Raw genomic sequence first — 19,256 nt, 5'->3', positions numbered from 1 at the left:
ACTAAAACTGATATGGAATGTCATCAGAAGAAAAAATAGAATAAATAGCTTTGCTTTCATTTAATTTAGTTTGCTTAATGCTTTATAGATTTGTGGGATTGTAAATAAAACTATTTTATCTTAATCAATCTCCCTTTTCCAGTCACTTCTTCAAGATAATTCGTAGCAGAACTATTCTTATCATGCATATAAAATTCAATAGTATCTTTTTCGATTTGATCTTTTGGAATAGTAATAACTAAGCTAGTATTTATGAAGTTTTCCAACAATATTGCATTGCCATAAGAAACCTTTCCTTTTGGCATGTATTTATTATCAAAAACGAACACACTATCCTTAAAAGTAATTTTATCTTTTTGGATATAGGAATTATCGTCTTCAATTAAATAATTATAACGACCAATAAGTTTGTCTGTTTTCTGGTTTAAGTTGATGAAAAACAGTGCAATTAGTAATGTAAAATATTTCATTAAATTCTAGCTGTATTGATTAATAAATTGCTGCACAACCGAATCCGTATTCTCATGACGTTTCTTTTTCTCCAAAACAATTGGAGGCGCAGCTCTTTCTAGGCAATCTTGTACCGCGCAAGTTTCGCAAGTTACTCCTACAATTCGTTTTACCAAAGGTTTTCCATCTATGAATTTGAATTTCTTTTTCATGGTCGGATTAATTAAAATCCCAACTGATATACTTCTAATATAATTTTCTGCAAAAGGATCTTTTGTAGCCGATGAAAAAACCAAATATTCATTTCCGCTATTGGCATAACTCGAAATCTGTGCATCAAAAAAATGAGGTTTATTTTGACGAATTGCTTCATCAATAGTTTTAACCGAAACCCATCTTCTGCAATAATGCTCGTTGGTTTCGTTGGCGTGCGGTTCCTGCTGGTGCGTAATGTGTAATTCTTTGTTGATCTGATAAAAATCAGAATCTATCCTATGTGATAATCTCAGAAAGAAAAGGTTCTTCAGTTGAAAATCTTTTGGCAACAAATTTGTCAATCGCTGATAAAATGATTCGGGTGAAACCTGAAAACTTTCAATTAGAGAAACAAATTCTTCTGGTTTTGGATTTTCATTTTCCAGAAAAAGATTGATTTTATCTACAATCAGTTTTCTCGGCAAAAGCAAAGCACCGGCAAAATAAGAAGCGTAGAAATTATTCAGAACCTGATCAAAATTTTCAAACTTAATCCAGCTGAACGTCAATAAACGATCAGATATTTTGAGATAATTATAAGCAATTTCTTTGGCTAAAATAAAAGCTTTTTGTGGATCATCCAATTCGGTTGAAAGCAATAATGTTCTGCTCTTCGGAACATAAATCGAACGCAAATCGCCCAAAGCTTCCTGATCGGTAAAAGCGATTTCTTCAATTTTATACTCGTATTCTTCTTTGAGAATCGCTTCCAATTCTTCAACACTAATTTTAGAATCTAAATTAATCTGAAAAGACTTCGAAAAAGCAATTACTTTTTCTTCCAGATCTTCAAAATAATTGCTATGCGCTTCCTGATACGAGCGTAAAGCAGCAAGAAAAAAACTTTCGCGGCTCAAATTATAATGCTGTGCAATTTCGATAATCGTACTAATAAACGCATTGACTTTTGCTGGAGCATTTGCAATAATATCAATTAAATCCGCTTCTTGAATTCCAAAAAGTTCCAGTGGAATCTCTTTTAAAATTCCAGATTTAAGGATTTCGCCAATCGGAGCGAGGTTATTATCGAGTTTTAAAGACACCATTTGGTCATAAGGCACGTCCAAATGTTCGCATAAAAGCAAAATTTTATCTGTTTTGGGATATTTTTTTCCCTTTTCAATCTCGTTTAAATACGATTTTGAAAGATTGGTCAGTTTGGCCAAACCAAAAAGGGAGAGATTCTTTTGTGTGCGAACCTGCTTCATTTTTAGCCCAAAAATCAGCTTTATATAGTCTTTTTCGATATCCATAAATCAAATGTAAACAATCTAAAAATAATCGCCAAAAAAATATTTTTTAAATTTAGCGAACGTTCGCTTGTTTTGTAAAAAACTTTTTTATAACATTGTATCGTTGAAACTTGTTAATTATGAATTAGTTATGATTTAGTGATTTTCGGCAAAACCAAAATATTGAAGAGACAATCTCTTTAATGACTTAAAATTAAAATCTGCAGCTATGAAAAACCAATTAGAGATTACTGAAATGGCTTTAGAAATTCTGGCCGACAAAAAGCTTGCTTATCCAAAAATCTGGACAGAAGAAGCAACTGCTTTTATTATCGAATTACACAAAAGATTCGATTCGCAGCGAAAATTGTTATTGTTACAGCGTGAGCAAAAACAAACTGCTTTTGATAATGGAGTCATGCCGACTTTTATTCCAGAAACAAAAAGCGTCAGAGAAGGCAATTGGACAGCTGGAGAAACTCCGAAAGATTTATTGGATCGCCGAGTTGAAATTACGGGGCCAGTTGACCGCAAAATGATTATCAATGCGTTGAATTCAGGAGCGAAAACTTTTATGGCCGATTTTGAAGACAGCACTTCACCGACTTGGCAAAATTTGATGGACGGTCAAATAAATTTAATCGATGCGGTAAACAAAACCATTACCTACACCGATTTGGTGAAACAGAAATCGTATCATTTAAAAGAGAAAACGGCTGTTTTGATTGTTCGTCCTAGAGGTCTGCATCTTCCAGAAAAACATATTCTGATCGAAGGAAATGAAGCTTCGGGATCTTTGATCGATTTTGGTTTGTACGTTTTTCACAATCATAAAAGGCTTTTAGAAAATCATTCGGGACCATATTTCTACATTCCTAAATTAGAACATTACTTAGAAGCACGCTGGTGGAATTCGGTAATTGATTTTACAGAAGATTATCTAAAACTGAAAAGAGGGACGATAAAAGTGACGGTTTTAATTGAAACTATTACGGCAAGTTTTCAGCTCGACGAAATTATTTATGAATTGAAAGAACATATCGTTGGCTTAAACTGCGGGCGTTGGGATTATATTTTCTCTTACATTAAAAAGTTCAGAAAAAATCCAAAATTCATTGTTCCAGATCGCGATCAGGTAACTATGACTTCGCCTTTTATGAATGCGTATTCTAATTTGGTTATTCAGAGATGTCACAAACGGGGCATTCATGCGATTGGCGGAATGGCAGCGCAGATTCCGATTAGAAATAATGAAGAAGCTAATGCCATCGCTTTCGCGAAAGTGAGAGCCGATAAAGAGCGTGAAGTTCGAAATGGGCACGATGGAACCTGGGTAGCTCATCCGGATTTGGTTTCGATTGCCAAAGAAATTTTTGATAAAGGAATGCCAAGTCCAAACCAGATTAATATTAAAAGAGAAAATCGAAGAATTACAGAAGAAGATTTAATCGAACCGCCAATTGGATTAATTACGGAAAACGGTGTTCGAAAAAACATCAACGTTGGAGTTTTGTATCTGGCTTCGTGGTTAAATGGACAAGGGGCAGCGGCGCTTCATAATTTGATGGAAGATGCTGCAACCGCAGAAATCTCAAGATCGCAATTGTGGCAATGGCTTCAAAACAAAGTGATTTTGGATAATGGCCGAAAATTAGATTTGGCGTATTATCACGAATTGGCTTTAGATGAATTCCAAAAAATCAAAACCGAATTGGGAGAAGAAAAACACGAAGAACAGCAATTTCCGTTAGCTGAAAAAGTTTTGGAACGCTTAGTTGTAAATCCAGATTTTGTGGATTTCCTAACGATTCCGTGTTACAAATATTTATAATTTTTTTAATATAATAATTTTAAAAAAAAATCTCCTTAATCTGCTAAATCTGCGGGAGAATAATTTTTTTCACGCAGATTTAGCAGATCAAGCAGATTAAAATGAGAATAAATAGATTTTCGCAGATTTTCTCTCAGTTTAAAACTGAACACTCAAAAACTGAGAACTGAACACTATATACTAACCACTCTTAACTATAACATTTATGAAAACAACAGAAGACAGAATTCAGGAATTGATTAACGATTGGATTACGAACCCGAGATGGAAAGGCGTTGAGCGTCCTTATACCGCAGCAGAAGTAGTGACGCTACAAGGGTCGTATCAAATTGAGCATTCTATTGCCAAAATAGGAGCGCAGAAATTATGGAGAAAGTTAAAAAGTCAGGATTATGTTGCCGGGTTGGGCGCTTTAACTGGAAATCAGGCGATTCAGGAAGTCGATGCTGGTTTAGAAGCGATTTATTTGAGTGGATGGCAGGTAGCAGCCGACGCGAATCTGGCGGGCGAAATGTATCCGGACCAATCACTATATCCTGTAAACAGCGTTCCGATGGTAGTTAAAAAAATTAATAATGCCTTATTGCGCGCTGATCAGATTCAGACCGTGAATAATATTGAAGATAAAAAAGATTATTTGGTTCCGATTGTAGCTGATGCCGAAGCTGGTTTTGGAGGAAATTTAAATGCTTTCGAATTAATGAAATCGATGATTGAAGCTGGAGCTTCTGGAGTTCATTTTGAGGATCAATTAAGTTCAGCTAAAAAATGCGGACACTTAGGCGGGAAAGTTTTGGTGCCGACACAAGAAGCAATTAATAAACTGATTGCAGCGCGTTTAGCATCTGACGTTATGGGAGTTCCTACTTTAATCGTTGCGAGAACCGATGCTGATGCAGCTAATTTATTAACCAGCGATGCAGATCCACGAGACCGAAAATTTATTACAGGCGAAAAAACCAGCGAAGGTTTCTTCTACGTAAACAACGGAATCGAGCAGGGAATTGCCCGCGGATTAAGCTACGCACCATACGCTGATTTGATTTGGATGGAAACCAGTAATCCTGATTTAGATTATGCAAGAAAGTTTGCAAAAGCCATGAAAAAGGAATTCCCAGATAAAATGTTGGCGTATAATTGTTCGCCTTCTTTCAACTGGGCTGCGAAATTATCGGTTGCCGAAATGGAAACGTTCAGAGAAGATTTGGCTGCGATGGGTTATGCTTTTCAATTCATCACTTTGGCAGGTTTCCATGCTTTGAATACGAGTATGTTTGAATTGTCAAAAGCGTATAAAGAACGTGGAATGGCAGGTTATTCTGAATTGCAGGAAAGAGAATTCGCTTTACAAAAAAACGGCTTCAGAGCTGTAAAACATCAAGCTTTTGTGGGAACTTCTTATTTTGATGCTGTTCAAAATACGGTTATGCTTGGGAAATCAACTATAACAGCAATGGAACATTCTACAGAGGTGGAGCAATTTTAATTGCTTTTTTACCATTAAGATATTAAGAAAATTAAGTTTCGATGCTTAATGAACCTTAATATCTTAATGGTTTATTTTTACTTTTTCAAAAGACGTGCTTTCATTTTGCTAAAGAATTCTGGTGTTACGCCAATAAAAGAAGCGATTTGTTTTTGAGGAACTTTATGAACCAGCGTTCCATATTTTTTAGTGAATTTTTCAAAACGTTCTTCAGCAGGTAAACTTAAGTTGTCCATTAATCTTTGCTGATTCGCAACTAATGAATTTTCAATCAAAATCCTGAAAAAGCGTTCCAATTTTGGAATCTCTAAATATAGTTGTTCCTGATTTTCTTTGGATAACGAAACCACTTCAGCTTCTTCTAAAACTTCAATAAAAAGCTGTCCGGGTTTTTGCGAAAAATAACTGTACATATCGCTCATCCACCAGCCTTCACACGCAAAAGAAAGAACGTGCTCTACAATATTATCGTTGATATTAAAGCTTCTTAAAATTCCGGAATTCACAAAATACGAATGTTTACAAACTTCGCCAGCATTCAATAAAAGCGTTTTGGCTTTGTAAGTGTTTGTTTCTAATTTAGATAAAAAAAGTGCCTGTTCTTCTGGAGTCAGCGAAACGTGTTTGGCAATGTTTTCAAGAATTAATGCCATTATTTTTTATCGTCTATTAAAGTGAATGAAGTCGCTTTAAAACGATTTCCTTTTATTTCTCCTGTTACTAAAGCTTTGCTGATGGCATTGCAAAATCCTTTTTCAGAATGTGCATCACCATGATCGTGAATGGTTGTTCCGTCAACAAAATAGCTTTTTCCGTCAATGCGAACGGCTAAATCACAGCTATTGCCTTTCATTCCAAATTGGCATTCTCCGCATGAAGCTTCTACGATTGTTGGTTTGTCAAATTTCTTTTTGTCTTGTGCGTTTACAGCAATTCCGATAAATAAAAATGCTGCTAAGATTATATTTTTCATAATTAAGAATTTACAGTTATTAATTTTGCCGTTGCTTTGGCGCGTTCCGTTACTTCTTCAATAGGAGCTGCTAAAGAATCAGAACTCAAAACAACGCCCATTCTGCGGTACGGTCTAGAAGTTGGTTTTCCAAAAATCCTGAAATCGGTTTTGGGTAAGGCTGCCACTTTTTCGATTCCGGTAAAAGTTGGATTGGTTGAATCTTCAGATGCTAAAATTACAGCACTTGCTCCCGCTTTTTCTAAAGTAATTTCGAAAATTGGAAGACTTAAAATGGCTCTTAAATGCAATTCGAATTCGTTGAAATTCTGCGTTCCCGCCAAAGTAACCATTCCAGTATCGTGCGGGCGAGGCGAAAGTTCAGAGAAATAAACGCCTTCATTTGTCAGGAAAAATTCAACACCAAAAAGCCCGGCACCACCAAGAGCTTCAGTAATTTTTTCGGCCATATCCTGCGCCTCGTATAAATCTTTATCACAAACCAAAGCCGGCTGCCAGCTTTCCTGATAATCGCCTCGTTCTTGTCGGTGGCCAATTGGTGCGCAAAACAACGTTGGATTATTATTTTGAGTAATCGTTAAAAGTGTGATTTCTGAATTGAAAGCAACAAAAGCTTCTACAATCACTTCGATAACATCGCCACGCGAGCCTGCAACAGCATATTCCCAAGCTTTTAAAATATCACTTTCGGTTTTAATTGTCGATTGTCCTTTTCCGGAAGAAGACATTAAAGGTTTTACCACACACGGAATTCCAACTTCTGTAACGGCTTTTTGCAATTCTTCTGCCGATGTTGCGTATTGATATTTGGCAGTTTTTAAGCCTAATTCTTTTGCTGCTAAATCACGAATAGCTTTACGATTCATAGTAAAGTTTGCCGCTTTCGCTGAAGGAACAACGGTAATACCTTGTTTTTCGTAATCGTAAAAGCGTTCGGTGCGAATGGCTTCTATTTCGGGAACAATAAAGTCTGGTTTATGTTTAGCTACGATTTGGTCAAGTGCTTCGCCGTCAAGCATATTGATAACTTCAAAGCCGTGTGCGACTTGCATGGCGGGAGCATTTTCGTAACTGTCAACTGCTATTATGGTTTGTCCGATTCGTTGTGCGGCGATAGTGAATTCTTTGCCTAATTCGCCTGAACCTAGGAGTAGTATTTTCATTTTGGAGTGTTGTAATGTTGGAGTAGTAAAAGTAACGAAAAATGTTTTTAACCGCAAAGTTCGCAAAGAATTACGCTAAGAACGCGAAGTTTTTGTTTTTAATTAGTATGTAGAAGTGTTTCACGCAGATTTTGCAGATAGAGCAGATTTTGTTTGATTTACACATCAAGTAACCGCATTTTTTGTCATTTCGACGAAGGAGAAATCTCCACGAGTAGCTCGACAAAGATTGGTTTATCGGAGCGGAGTTACTTGCGGAGATTTCTCCTTCGTCGAAATGACAAGATTGTGGAAAGACCAGAATAAAAAAAGGTTCGCAAAGCTTAAAAAAAACTTTGCGAACCTTTGCGTAATTCCTTGCGCTCTTTGCGGTTAAATAACTACAGCGGTTAAGTGATAATTAATGATATTGATCTTCTTCAATCTCAAATTCAGCATCTTTTTCCCAGATTTCCATTTCGCAGGGTTTGCAGTTGAATTTCAGTTTGTATTCTAATTCGCCCTGTTTTAAAACTAATGGTTCTTTTACTTTAACACCTACAATATCTTTTTGGTGAATTGGGCATTTTTTTAATTCGTATTTGATGCAATATTTTGTCGTCATTACACGAGATTTTCCTGGATCCCATTGTAATTCGAATGCTTTTTCGATTTCGGTAACACCGTGGCGTTCATAGAATTTACGAGCGGTTTTGTTCGAAACGTTGTACATGAAATCCAATTTTGTTTCCGGATAAGGATGCGACGTTTTTACCAATTGATGTTCTTCACGTTTGTAATTTGCCAAACGAATTTCAGACAACTGATCGAAAACATTTCTTCTCATTTCGTTGATTTTTGAAATAGGAAGGAACCAGTTTTGCGAAAATACAACATCAATTTCATCAGCGCTGTAAGGTGTAAAACCTGTTTTTGCCAATTGTGTTTTAATATTTTCTGCAATAGATTCACCGGTTTTTGTTTGCTCTTTAGCATGTTCTAAAGTTACTGTACTTATGTTTCCGTCTTCGTCGGTTGCGATTAATTCGAAACCTTTTTCGTTTTCAGTAAACAATAGAGTAGTTCCGATTTTACGGATGGCACTATCTTCTCTTTCAACAATTTTGATGAAAGCAATATCATTATTACGGTAAATAAAAGTTCCGTCTTTTATTTCTTTTAAAACGTTTGGATATACTTTTCCGTTTTCGGCTTTGTTTACATAAATTCCGTCGGCTTCATTGTTTTCGTTGATAAAACAAAGTCCATCGCCGTTATTTAGCAATTCACCGTTTTCAATTTCATAAGCGTCTCCGATAGTTCGGATTAATTTACCAATATATTGTCCTTTTGATTTTGGACTTTCCCAAGAACCAATGCTTTTATCTCTGTCGTTAACGAAATAATCGGTATAACCGCGATTGAAAGTTCTGCTTAAAGAAGAATCAAAAGTATAAGTGCATTTTCCAGAAGAAGCTTTAACGTATTTATCGCTTCCTTCTAAATAACTGTCTAATTTCTGACGAAGATAAGATACGTTATTTTTAACGTAAGCCACATCTTTAAGACGGCCTTCGATTTTAAAAGAAACAATTCCAGCTTCGATCAAATTCGGAATCTGGTCTGAAACATCTAAATCTTTTATAGAAAGCAAGTGACTGTTTTTGATTAAAGTATCTCCGTTTCCGTCGATTAAGTTATACGGTAAACGACAGTTTTGCGCACAAGAACCACGGTTGGCGCTTCTTTCTCCGTTTGCCACACTCATATAACAGTTTCCGCTGAAAGAAACACAAAGTGCTCCCGTTACGAAGAATTCTAATTCTACATCGGCATGGTCGTAGATTGTTTTAATTTGATGCAAGTTCAATTCACGCGCTAAAACCACACGTTTGATTCCGGCATCTTTTAAGAATTTGATTTTATCAGCGTCACGATTGTTGGCTTGTGTACTGGCGTGAAGAACGATAGGAGGCAAGTCCATTTCCATAATCGCCATGTCCTGAATAATCAAGGCATCAACACCAATGCCGTATAGTTCCCAAATCATAGCACGACACGTATCTAATTCGTTGTCGTACAAAATGGTATTCATTACTACAAAAACCTGAGCGTTAAATAAGTGTGCATATTTTACCAATGCCGCAACATCTTCAATAGAATTGTTGGCATTTGAACGTGCTCCAAATTGTGGCGCACCAATATATACAGCATCGGCACCGCTGTTTATGGCAGCCATTCCGCCAATTAAATCTCTAGCTGGAGCTAATATTTCAATTTTCTTCTTCATTTCTAAAACTTTAGCCTTTTGTGGTATTCACGGAAAAAAGTGTGCAAAGGTCTAATAAATTATTTGAGTTTGCTAGAGATGAGACGATTTTTTTGAAATTGTTAACTTAAAATGGAATGATGCTAGTAAAAAATTTTAGTTTAAATTAATCTAAAGGGAAAGAATAACCGAGAGCAAATACTGCGGTGGATTGTTTTGCAGCTGGATGAAAATAGCCTGAAATGCCTATTTCTAGATTGTTTTTTCTTCCAATTGCCAATCCAAGACTAAATGGAATATGCAATAAAACATCACTCTTATCAAAATTAACACCAGGTGTAATGGTTTCGAATTTACCTATAGAAGTTCCGATTCCGCCTTCTATAAATGGAGCAACCCACGGAATTGGTGCACAAAGACGAACTTTTCCACCCATTAAAAAAGCATTTGTTGTTACTTTATATTGTGGTTGATTCTGAATATTTTGGTTTTTATCAACAGATTCAAAAATGGCACCAGCGTAAGGCCTTATACTAAACCATGATTTTATTCCAATAATATATTCACCTTGAAGATAAAGCCCGCCGCCCATAACATCAACTTCTTCTTGCATTCCATAATCTTCAATATAATAAGAAGCGCTTGAACCATAACCTATAGAGCCTTTGATAAATCTTCCTGTCTGTTGCGCATTTGCAAATGATGAAAATAGTATAGTAAACACTAAAGCAATAAAAGAGCGTAAATTTAATTTCATTATGAGTTTGTTTTATTGTAAGAATTAATCGCGGACGAATGTAGGAATTTTGTTTAATTAAAACAAAAAAACCACCCGATCCGAAGACCGAGCAGTTTCAAAAAAAAGCATGAATCGATCGATTAATTTGCTCTCATTTTAATTTGTGATAAAGTATTTTGAATACTATTCAATTGTTTTGAAACGATGTAAATCTGATCGTGTTCCAAATGGTTTTCTTCGAGTGCCATTTTGTATTTTTCAATTGCGGCCTCTTCACCGCTAATACAAGCGTTTATAATAGCTTCGGTGTCGCCTCCTGTGAAAGCTGATTTGATATCAATCCAAGTTCTGTGCAAAGCTCCAAGCGGTCCTCCGCCTGAGTTGTCTGTCGATTTTCCTAGTTTATTGATTTGATTTTGAAGTTCTACAATAAATAAGGCTCTTTCGCGGGCATATTCAAGAAAATCACTTTTCATTGCAGCGTTTTCTACGTGTTCTGCCGCATTTGTATATCCTAGTTTTCCATCTTCAAGAATAGAAATTAATCCTTCTAATGTTTTAATTGTTTCTGTTGTGGTTTCATCTGCATGTATCATAACATATAATTTTTTGAAATTAATATGTTACAAAGTTTACAATTATAAAACGCTTTGTTTTACAGGATTACACTTGAAATTTTACAATATTGTAGAATGGGAATTTTGAAAGATGGTTGCTTAGCCACGACTCGAGCGATAGCGAACTGGCGAAGCAAATTCACGAATTATGCAAATTATTGGATTGAGAGTTTAAAAAGCAAATTGCACTAATTTAGATGCTTATAGTTTTTTGAAAATGATACTTCTAATCTACCGTTTTGCGTGAGGGATAGGAGCGATATCCTTTTATGGCGGGGTTCGCCATAAAAGATATAGCGGATAGCCCGGCCCTTGGGACACGCCCATAAAAAAACAGCTTAAAGTATAAAAGTGATGAAACTTTTGAACCTTAAGCCGTTTTAGTAAAACTTAGAATATTGTTATGCAGTCAAAGCTTCTTTGATTCTGCGTAATGCTTCTTTTAAAATATCGTTGCTTGTTGCGTAAGAGAAACGAATACAGTTTGGATTTCCAAAAGCGTCTCCTGTTACAGTTGCTACGTTTGCTTCTGCTAAAAGATACATCGAAACGTCGTTTGCATCTTTAATTTCGTGTCCTTTTAATGTTTTTCCGAAGAAAGAAGAAACGTCTGGGAATACGTAGAAAGCTCCTTCTGGAACGTTGATTTTTACGCCTGGAATTTCTTTTAATAGTCCAACAACTAAATCTCTACGTCCGTGGAAAGCTTGAACCATTTCGTTTAATACGCTTGGATCTGCATCTACAGCTGTAATAGTAGCTCTTTGTGCAACTGAGTTTGCTCCAGATGTTACTTGTCCTTGAATTTTTGTACACGCTTTAGCGATAAATTCTGGAGCTCCGATATAACCGATTCTGTATCCTGTCATAGCAAATGCTTTTGCCACTCCGTTTACAGTGATTGTTTTTTCTAACATTCCTGGGATAGAACCAATACTGCAGAAAGTTCCAGAGAAATTAATGTGCTCATAGATTTCGTCTGCAACTACGTAAATGTTTGGGTGTTTTTCTAACACTTTAGCCAAAGCTGTTAATTCTTCTCTGCTGTAAACAGATCCAGATGGATTGCATGGAGAAGAGAACCACATCATTTTTGTTTTTGGCGTGATTGCCGCTTCTAATTGCTCTGGAGTAATTTTAAAATCTGTTTCTACAGAAGTCGGAACTTCAACAGGAACTCCGCCTGAAAGTTTTACGATTTCGAAATAAGAAACCCAGTATGGTGCTGGTAAAATAACCTCGTCACCATCGTTTAACATTACTTGCGCAATGTTGTATAAAGATTGTTTTGCTCCTGTAGAAACTACGATTTGAGATGGTTTGTACTCTAAATCATTGTCTCTTTTGAATTTTCTGCAGATAGCCTCTTTTAAATCTTGGTATCCGTCAACAGGAGAATATGTACTGTAGTTATCGTCGATTGCTTTTTTTGCCGCTTCTTTGATAAAGTCTGGTGTATTGAAATCTGGCTCACCTAAACTTAAGCTGATAATGTCTTTTCCTTGTGCTTTCAATTCGCGTGCTAAAGCCGCCATTGCTAATGTTTGCGAAGTCGCTAAGTTGTTGATTCTGTCCGAAAGAATATGATTCATTATAAAATTTTTGAATGTCCTTAAATTGCTGTGTTGTTTTAAGGAAGGTTAATTATTAATAGATTTTCTTTTAGTTTTTAGACTGATAATTCTGGTTTCATGCCCAAATCACGTAAATGCTTAAAGTGAGCAATAACAGCACTTCGCATTGTTTTGTATTCGTAGTAAGGCAAATTGCATTCTTTTGCAGTTTCTTTTACAATTTTTGCAATTTTACCATAATGAATGTGACTGATATTTGGGAAAATATGATGCTCGATCTGATGGTTTAATCCGCCTGTGTACCAGTTTACGATTGCATTTTTTGGTGCAAAATTAGTTGTTGTATACAATTGGTGAATAGCCCATGTATTGTCCATTTCTCCTAATTCATTTGGAGTTGGATTTGTAGTATGATCTACAACGTGTGCTAATTGAAATACTACACTTAAGATTAATCCTGCAGTATAATGCATTACAAAAAATCCTAAAAGTACTTTCCACCATGTAATTCCAATCGCCATTGGTAAAACAATCCAAATCGAAAGATAAATGATTTTTGTAATTACTAAAGTTGTCCAAAGAATTTTCGGGCTTTTTGGTTCTCCGTAAGATAATTTTCTTTTCAGGTAATTACGCATCTGTTTAAAATCGGTAGTAATAGCCCAGTTGAAAGTTAATAAACCGTATAAGAAAACAGAGTAGTAATGCTGAAAACGGTGAAAACGGTGCCATTCAGCATGTTCTGTAAAACGAATAATTCTTCCTGCATCAAGATCTTCGTCGTGACCAGGAATATTGGTATAAGTATGGTGCAAAACATTATGCTGTACTTGCCAGTTGTAAACATTTCCTGCTAGAACGTAAATTGTTCCGCCCATGAATTTGTTGATCCAGTTTTTAGTTGAATAGGATCCGTGATTTCCGTCGTGCATCACATTCATTCCTACACCCGCCATTCCAATTCCGATTACGATTGATAAAAGGAGCATTACCCAAAACGGCATCTCAAGCGTAAGGATTAAAAAGTATGGAGTTAAAAAAACAGCAAAAAGAATAACAGCTTTTAAATGCAACTGCCAATTTCCGGTTTTCTTTATATTATTTTCTTTAAAGTAATTGTTAACGCGAGAGTTAAGCGTTCTAAAAAACTTTAAATTGTCTTGCCTTGCAAAAGTTGGAGCAGTGTTATTCATAATTAATTTAAATAGTTTTCAAAGGTAATTATTATAAATTTTCAATTTGCAAAATTGAGTTAAATATTTCAATCGTAAAGTAGTACTTTTGTTAAAAAATTAGAGCAATGGATGAGATATTGAAATATTTTCCAAATTTGACCGATCTTCAAATAGAACAATTTCAAAAATTAGACTTTTTATACCACGATTGGAATGAAAAAATCAATGTTATTTCGCGTAAAGACATCGATTCATTATATACAAAACACATTTTGCATTCATTAGGAATTGCTAAGGTTATGAAATTCGAACCTGGAACAACAGTTTTAGATGTTGGAACAGGGGGAGGTTTTCCTGGAATTCCGTTAGCGATTCTTTTTCCCGAAACTCGTTTTTATTTGATTGATGTTATTGCAAAAAAAATAAAAGTAGTTCAAGGTGTTGTTGATGCATTGGAATTAAAGAACGTAAAAGCAGAGCAAAAGCGTGCCGAATTGGTAAAAGGCGATTTCGATTTTATTGTAAGCCGTGCTGTAACAAATATGCCAGATTTTGTTTCTTGGATAAAAGATAAAATTAAGAAACAGCACAAGCACAAACTTAAAAATGGAATTCTATATTTAAAAGGCGGTGATTTGGCGGAAGAATTAAAAGATTTTCCAAATGCCACACTATATGATCTAGCTGATTTTTTTGAGGATGAATTTTTTGAAACAAAAAAAGTGGTTCATCTTCCTTTAAAATTTAAGCCTTAAATCAAATAACCCGATTAGATTTTTAATCGGGTTATTTTTTTGAACTAAAAACCAACCGTTAAATTAGGAAGCCTTTTTTGTGAAATCTAAAAAGCTATTCGCTTTAAGGTTTAAATTGTCAATGAAACCATGAATTGCATCTTCTGCAGCTTCGACTGAATATTCGAAATTCTCATCAAAGAAAAATTCTCTGCAAATTAAAGGTTCGTGTGATGAATCGTAAACAGCCTCATCGCTTTCGTCTAAGTTGTCATTTCTGTACGGGTTAGGGTGAGAATGAGTTAAATTGACAACAGTCTGTGCAAACCAATTGTCGAATTTTTTCTTTTTTGGTGTGATGTGACGCGCTAACAATACCAATCCGATAAGGTCATTTTGTAAAAAATAAGAACCTTTTCGATATCTTACATCTATCATTCTAACGTTCATTAGTGCAATCCATAATGCACCGTTTACGCAGCCAGCAGCAGGCACTTCAAAATCGGTATCAAATAATAGCGGATTAGTCTGTTCGCGATTATTTATAGAACACCAAAGAGCCTCAATGCGTTTTTGTGTGTCATTTACGACTTGGCTGTAACCTGTAAAACGCCAGTAAATCCATTCTAATAAGGCAGCGGTCAAACCAATTGAGCCTTTATGATTGATCTGCATTAAGGTATATTCAAGATCTTCGTTTCCTTCAATAGGATCCAAAAGGTTATTGATTTTCTTTTTCGTCCATTTATAATCAATAGCATGGCCGATACTCTTGCATTCCATTATGATTTTAGGAACATTATTTAAATTTCTCATACGTATGTAGTTAGTTTTTATTAAATCTTTTAATGTTGTTTAATATTGAAACAAATTTATACGGATGAGTTTTTTTTGAAAGCAACAAGAAGTTTTTAAAATATCAGAATAAGGTATTTGCGGCTTTTAAAGTATTGATTCTCAAAAGAATAAGAAAAGTATTACAAATAGTATATTTGAAATATTCTTGTAAGATTATATATTTTTATGCAATTAAAAATTTTTCTTATTTAAGAATCTTATTTATAGTGTTTTAGGTTTTTAAATGTTATTCTATTACTTATTAATTTTTCATTCAATAAAAAGGTCTTACCATTATTTTAAAAAACAAAAAAGCAAAAGCCGAAATCTTCAATAGAAGTTCCGGCTTTTTTATATAATTTAAAATCTGAATTCTAAAATCTAAAATCAGAATATTAACCTAAGAAAGGGTATCTGTAATCTTCTGGAGTTACAAAAGTTTCTTTAATAGTTCTTGGAGAAGCCCAACGCAATAAGTTCAATGCAGAGCCCGCTTTATCGTTAGTTCCAGAAGCTCTTGCTCCACCAAATGGTTGCATTCCTACAACCGCTCCAGTTGGTTTGTCATTAATATAGAAGTTACCAGCTGAATTTTGCAATTTAGTAGTCGCTACTTCAATAGCATAACGGTCTTGGCTAAACACAGCTCCTGTTAAAGCGTACTCAGAAGTAGTATCAACTAGTTCAAGAGTTTCTTCCCATTTTGCATCTTCATAAACATAAATAGTGATAACTGGTCCGAACAACTCAGTTTCCATTGTAGTATATTTTGGGTTTGTAGTTACAATAACGGTTGGCTCAATAAAGTAACCTACAGATTTATCGTAATTTCCTCCAATGATGATTTCAGCATCAGCATCTTTTTTAGCTTGGTCGATATAACTTGCTAATTTGTCAAAAGAACCTTCGTGAATAACTGCTGTAATAAAGTTTCCAAAATCTTCTGGAGAACCCATTTTCATAGATTTTACATCAGCAATTAATTGCTCTTTTACAGCTGGCCATAAACTTTGAGGAATATAAGCTCTAGAAGCTGCAGAACATTTTTGTCCTTGGAATTCAAATGCTCCACGAGTGATTCCTGTAACCACTTGTTTTACGTTTGCGCTTGAGTGAGCAATGATAAAATCTTTACCTCCAGTTTCACCAACGATTCTTGGGTACGTTTTATAATTGTGAATGTTTGCTCCAATTTTAGCCCAAATATCTTTAAATACATGAGTTGATCCAGTAAAGTGAACACCAGCAAAATCACGGCTAGCTAAAACAGTATCTGTAATCATTAAAGCATCTCCGAAAACTACGTTGATAACTCCGTCTGGAACTCCAGCTTCTTTGAAAACGTCAAGAATAATTTTTGTTGAAAACACTTGGCTATCACTTGGTTTCCAGATTACAACGTTACCCATCATAGCAGCACTGGCAGGAAGATTTGCAGCGATAGCAGTAAAGTTGAATGGAGTAATTGCGTAAACAAAACCTTCTAAAGGTCTGTATTCAACACGGTTCCAAACTGTAGAATCTGATTTTGGCTGATCGTTGTAGATTTGAGTCATAAACTCAACATTGTAACGTAAAAAGTCGATTAACTCGCAAGAAGCATCGATTTCTGCCTGGTGGATATTTTTAGACTGACCAATCATAGTAGCTGCATTAATACGAGCTCTGTATGGTCCTGCGATAAGTTCAGCAGCTTTTAAGAAAATAGCAGCACGCTGTTCCCATGCCATGTTTGCCCATGCTTTTCTTGATTCAAGTGCATTAGCAATTGCTTTTTCAATATGTTGTTTTTCAGCTAAATGATATTTTCCAACAACGTGTTGGTGATCATGAGGAGCTGTAATGTTTCTTGTGTTTCCAGTTCTAATTTCTTCGCTTCCAATATGTAAAGGAACGTCAATTTGAGAATTCCACATTGTGGTATAAGCAGCCTGAACAGCAGCTTTTTCTGGTGAGTTTGGTGCGTAGCTTTTTACAGGCTCGTTTACCGCTTTTGGTACATGAAAAAATCCTTTAAACATGTTATTTAAAATTTGTGAATTAGACAATTTAAAGTCAGACGATTTGTTTTGTTACGAATAATCTAACGTTGCACAAAAGTACAAAGGATAAATTAATAAATTGACAAATTTATGATTAAGATAACGATAAAAGCTATAGATGTAAACTATATCTTAATTTAATGCAAAAGGAGCGCACATTCTAAAAGTAGGAACAATAACTTTGAATGTTTTTGTTGTAGTAAAATTGATCATATTAAAATGACCTTTCATGGCTCCGTAAGGAGATGATAATAAGCAGCCAGAACTGTAAGTGTGGTTTTCTCCAGGTTTTAAAACTGGTTTTTTACCAATTACGCCTTCACCATCTACAACTTCTAAATCATTTAAAGAATCAAAAATTTCCCAGTGGCGAGAAGTCAACTGAACAGAATCTTTACTGTGATTTTCGATGGTAACTACGTAGCTAAAAGCAAAATGAATCTTGTAGTTTTTGAAGTATGTACCTTCAAAACTAGTCAAAACAGATATTTTTATGCCTCGTGTAATTTGAGAAACCATACTAACGCCGTATATATGTGAGTGTTATAGTGGCAAAGCTACAAAAAAAAATCGTTTAAACTAAAACCTTAACATTGTTTTAATTGACTATATTGATAGAGTTTGCATTTCCTTTTCCAATTACACGCTGATAACGGTCGGTTGCTTCTTTATAATAAACCAAGATGGTGTACTCGTTTTCAGTTTGATAAAAGTTTCCGTCAATAGCATTTTCAAAATCAATAGCTCCTTTTTTGTCTGCAACCGTGTATTGGAAATTGGTAAAACCTTGCTTGATCATAATGGCTTTTTCAAAAACACCTTTATCATTGTTATAGTCCATTTTATATTCTGGCGAAAGACTGTAATTATTAAACATTCCAGTAATATAAATGTCTTTATTTATTCTAAAAGCAGGAGCAGAAAGACTAAAGTAAACCCAAGCATAATCGGCTTCGATATCATTATTAGAACCGTTAATATTTTTCACAACAAAGTTTCCGTTTACATCTTCATACAACGTATAAATCTGGTTTCCTCTTGCTGCATTAGTATATAAAAAGGCATTATAAATATCATTGTTAGATCCTATTTTGGCAACATTATTACTCGCAGCCCGAATGTCTTTGTTTTCAAAATACAAAAACTCGTTTCCGCCCCAAAACTGTGTTTCTTTATCATATTTATAAATCAGCTGATTGCCGATTGTATATTGAGGAACAATATTTTTTATTTCGGTATGAAAGTTTCCGTTTTGAAGCAAAAGCACTTTTACATTCTGCAATGGAGTTTGAAAAGCAATATCATTAGACAAAATTGTAAAATCAAGATTCTGTTTGTAATCGATGTTGCTAAGGTTTCGGCTTCTTTTTACCTGTGCGCCAACAGTACAATGATTTTCAAACAAAATAAATTTTCTCGAAAAAACAACTTCTCTGTCTTCGTTCAGAATTTTAAGCATGTAATTTCCTGAAAGACGTAATTGCTGCGTAAACTGATTAGGAAAAGAAAGTCGGTAATGCGTATAGACCTGCAAGGTGTTAAATGAATTAGAAAAATCAGTAATTCTCTGATTGTCCATACCTAATACATAATCTGTTTTTGGAATCTCTGTCGGAATCCAGTTGTAATCGCAATGAACAATTTCGAAATAATAATTGGCTTCGTTACCAAACAAATCATCAAATTGAAATGTAAATGAAGAACCTACTTCGAAAATTGGAGTAACATTGCTGCCATTCTGAATAAAAGAAACGGTCTTAATATTATATGGAGGATCGATTTCTTTTTCTTGAGCTTTCGCTAAAGTGAAAATAAAAAGGAAAATAAAGCTTGTATATAAAAATTTTGGCATCGCATTTCGTTGTAAGATTTGTAAATATAACAATTTTATACAACGAAA

The 19,256-nt window shown here is 34.9% G+C and carries 17 protein-coding genes; 3 read left to right on the top strand and 14 right to left on the bottom strand.

Translation table 11 applies throughout. The annotated features are described in order from the left end of the window. Positions 1-110 precede the first annotated feature (110 nt). Together AC3E9W_RS14110 and AC3E9W_RS14105 are read right to left on the bottom strand one after the other, a co-directional pair. Entirely contained in the window at positions 111-470 is a 360-nt protein-coding gene (locus AC3E9W_RS14110; RefSeq protein WP_488768833.1) for a hypothetical protein, read from the bottom strand. 6 nt (positions 471-476) lie between these two features. Further along, positions 477-1,958 (bottom strand): helix-turn-helix domain-containing protein, encoded by a 1,482-nt coding sequence (locus AC3E9W_RS14105; RefSeq protein ID WP_488768832.1) that lies wholly within the window; start codon positions 1,956-1,958, stop codon positions 477-479. Between the two features lie 208 nt (positions 1,959-2,166). Between AC3E9W_RS14105 and aceB the strand changes: the two genes are divergently transcribed. Next, a complete protein-coding gene (aceB, locus tag AC3E9W_RS14100) occupies positions 2,167-3,768 on the top strand; it encodes a malate synthase A (RefSeq protein ID WP_488768831.1) in 1,602 nt (533 codons plus the stop codon). A 205-nt stretch (positions 3,769-3,973) separates the two neighbouring features. Next, complete coding sequence (gene aceA / locus AC3E9W_RS14095) at positions 3,974-5,254, top strand: isocitrate lyase (RefSeq protein ID WP_488768830.1); 1,281 nt, start codon at positions 3,974-3,976, stop codon at positions 5,252-5,254. Positions 5,255-5,331: 77 nt separating this feature from the next. Here the strand turns inward: aceA and AC3E9W_RS14090 are convergent, their stop codons facing one another. The 8 genes from AC3E9W_RS14090 to AC3E9W_RS14055 all read right to left on the bottom strand — a co-directional run bounded on the left by AC3E9W_RS14090 (position 5,332) and on the right by AC3E9W_RS14055 (position 13,761). Then, positions 5,332-5,907, bottom strand: coding sequence for a Crp/Fnr family transcriptional regulator (locus AC3E9W_RS14090; protein WP_066032734.1), 576 nt, complete (start codon positions 5,905-5,907; stop codon positions 5,332-5,334). Next, entirely contained in the window at positions 5,907-6,227 is a 321-nt protein-coding gene (locus tag AC3E9W_RS14085) for a DUF6370 family protein (RefSeq protein ID WP_488768829.1), read from the bottom strand. The genes AC3E9W_RS14090 and AC3E9W_RS14085 overlap by 1 nt, the downstream gene beginning before the upstream one ends. 2 nt (positions 6,228-6,229) lie before the next feature. After that, entirely contained in the window at positions 6,230-7,390 is a 1,161-nt protein-coding gene (gene purT / locus AC3E9W_RS14080) for a formate-dependent phosphoribosylglycinamide formyltransferase (RefSeq protein ID WP_488768828.1), read from the bottom strand. A 400-nt stretch (positions 7,391-7,790) separates the two neighbouring features. Then, entirely contained in the window at positions 7,791-9,659 is a 1,869-nt protein-coding gene (locus AC3E9W_RS14075) for a peptidase U32 family protein (RefSeq protein ID WP_306161460.1), read from the bottom strand. Positions 9,660-9,804: 145 nt separating this feature from the next. Further along, entirely contained in the window at positions 9,805-10,395 is a 591-nt protein-coding gene (locus AC3E9W_RS14070; RefSeq protein WP_488768827.1) for a hypothetical protein, read from the bottom strand. 122 nt (positions 10,396-10,517) lie between these two features. Continuing rightward, positions 10,518-10,973, bottom strand: a complete 456-nt coding sequence (locus tag AC3E9W_RS14065; protein WP_488768826.1) for a ferritin-like domain-containing protein — start codon at positions 10,971-10,973, stop codon at positions 10,518-10,520. A gap of 422 nt (positions 10,974-11,395) precedes the next feature. Beyond that, positions 11,396-12,586 (bottom strand): pyridoxal phosphate-dependent aminotransferase, encoded by a 1,191-nt coding sequence (locus AC3E9W_RS14060; RefSeq protein WP_012023823.1) that lies wholly within the window; start codon positions 12,584-12,586, stop codon positions 11,396-11,398. Positions 12,587-12,663: 77 nt separating this feature from the next. Beyond that, complete coding sequence (locus AC3E9W_RS14055) at positions 12,664-13,761, bottom strand: fatty acid desaturase family protein (protein WP_125722780.1); 1,098 nt, start codon at positions 13,759-13,761, stop codon at positions 12,664-12,666. Between the two features lie 107 nt (positions 13,762-13,868). On the opposite strand from AC3E9W_RS14055, the gene rsmG reads away from it, so the two are divergent. Continuing rightward, positions 13,869-14,498: a 16S rRNA (guanine(527)-N(7))-methyltransferase RsmG gene (gene rsmG, locus AC3E9W_RS14050; protein ID WP_456893854.1), complete on the top strand. Its 630-nt coding sequence runs from the start codon at positions 13,869-13,871 to the stop codon at positions 14,496-14,498. Positions 14,499-14,561: 63 nt separating this feature from the next. On the opposite strand, the gene AC3E9W_RS14045 is transcribed toward rsmG, so the two are convergent. From AC3E9W_RS14045 to AC3E9W_RS14030, 4 genes are all read right to left on the bottom strand, one after another. Continuing rightward, the gene (locus AC3E9W_RS14045; protein WP_488768825.1) at positions 14,562-15,293 is read right to left on the bottom strand and encodes a hypothetical protein; all 732 of its coding nucleotides are present in this window, start codon (positions 15,291-15,293) and stop codon (positions 14,562-14,564) included. Positions 15,294-15,709: 416 nt separating this feature from the next. Continuing rightward, positions 15,710-17,335, bottom strand: a complete 1,626-nt coding sequence (gene pruA, locus AC3E9W_RS14040) for an L-glutamate gamma-semialdehyde dehydrogenase (RefSeq protein WP_488768824.1) — start codon at positions 17,333-17,335, stop codon at positions 15,710-15,712. Positions 17,336-17,488: 153 nt separating this feature from the next. Then, positions 17,489-17,875, bottom strand: a complete 387-nt coding sequence (apaG, locus tag AC3E9W_RS14035) for a Co2+/Mg2+ efflux protein ApaG (RefSeq protein WP_008467225.1) — start codon at positions 17,873-17,875, stop codon at positions 17,489-17,491. Between the two features lie 79 nt (positions 17,876-17,954). Beyond that, positions 17,955-19,208 (bottom strand): type IX secretion system plug protein, encoded by a 1,254-nt coding sequence (locus tag AC3E9W_RS14030; protein WP_488768823.1) that lies wholly within the window; start codon positions 19,206-19,208, stop codon positions 17,955-17,957. Positions 19,209-19,256: the final 48 nt, after the last annotated feature.

This window comes from Flavobacterium sp. 38 (genome assembly GCF_057799715.1).
The sequence above is the reverse complement of the archived record's forward strand: the minus strand, read 5'-3'. Positions and strand labels throughout refer to the sequence as shown.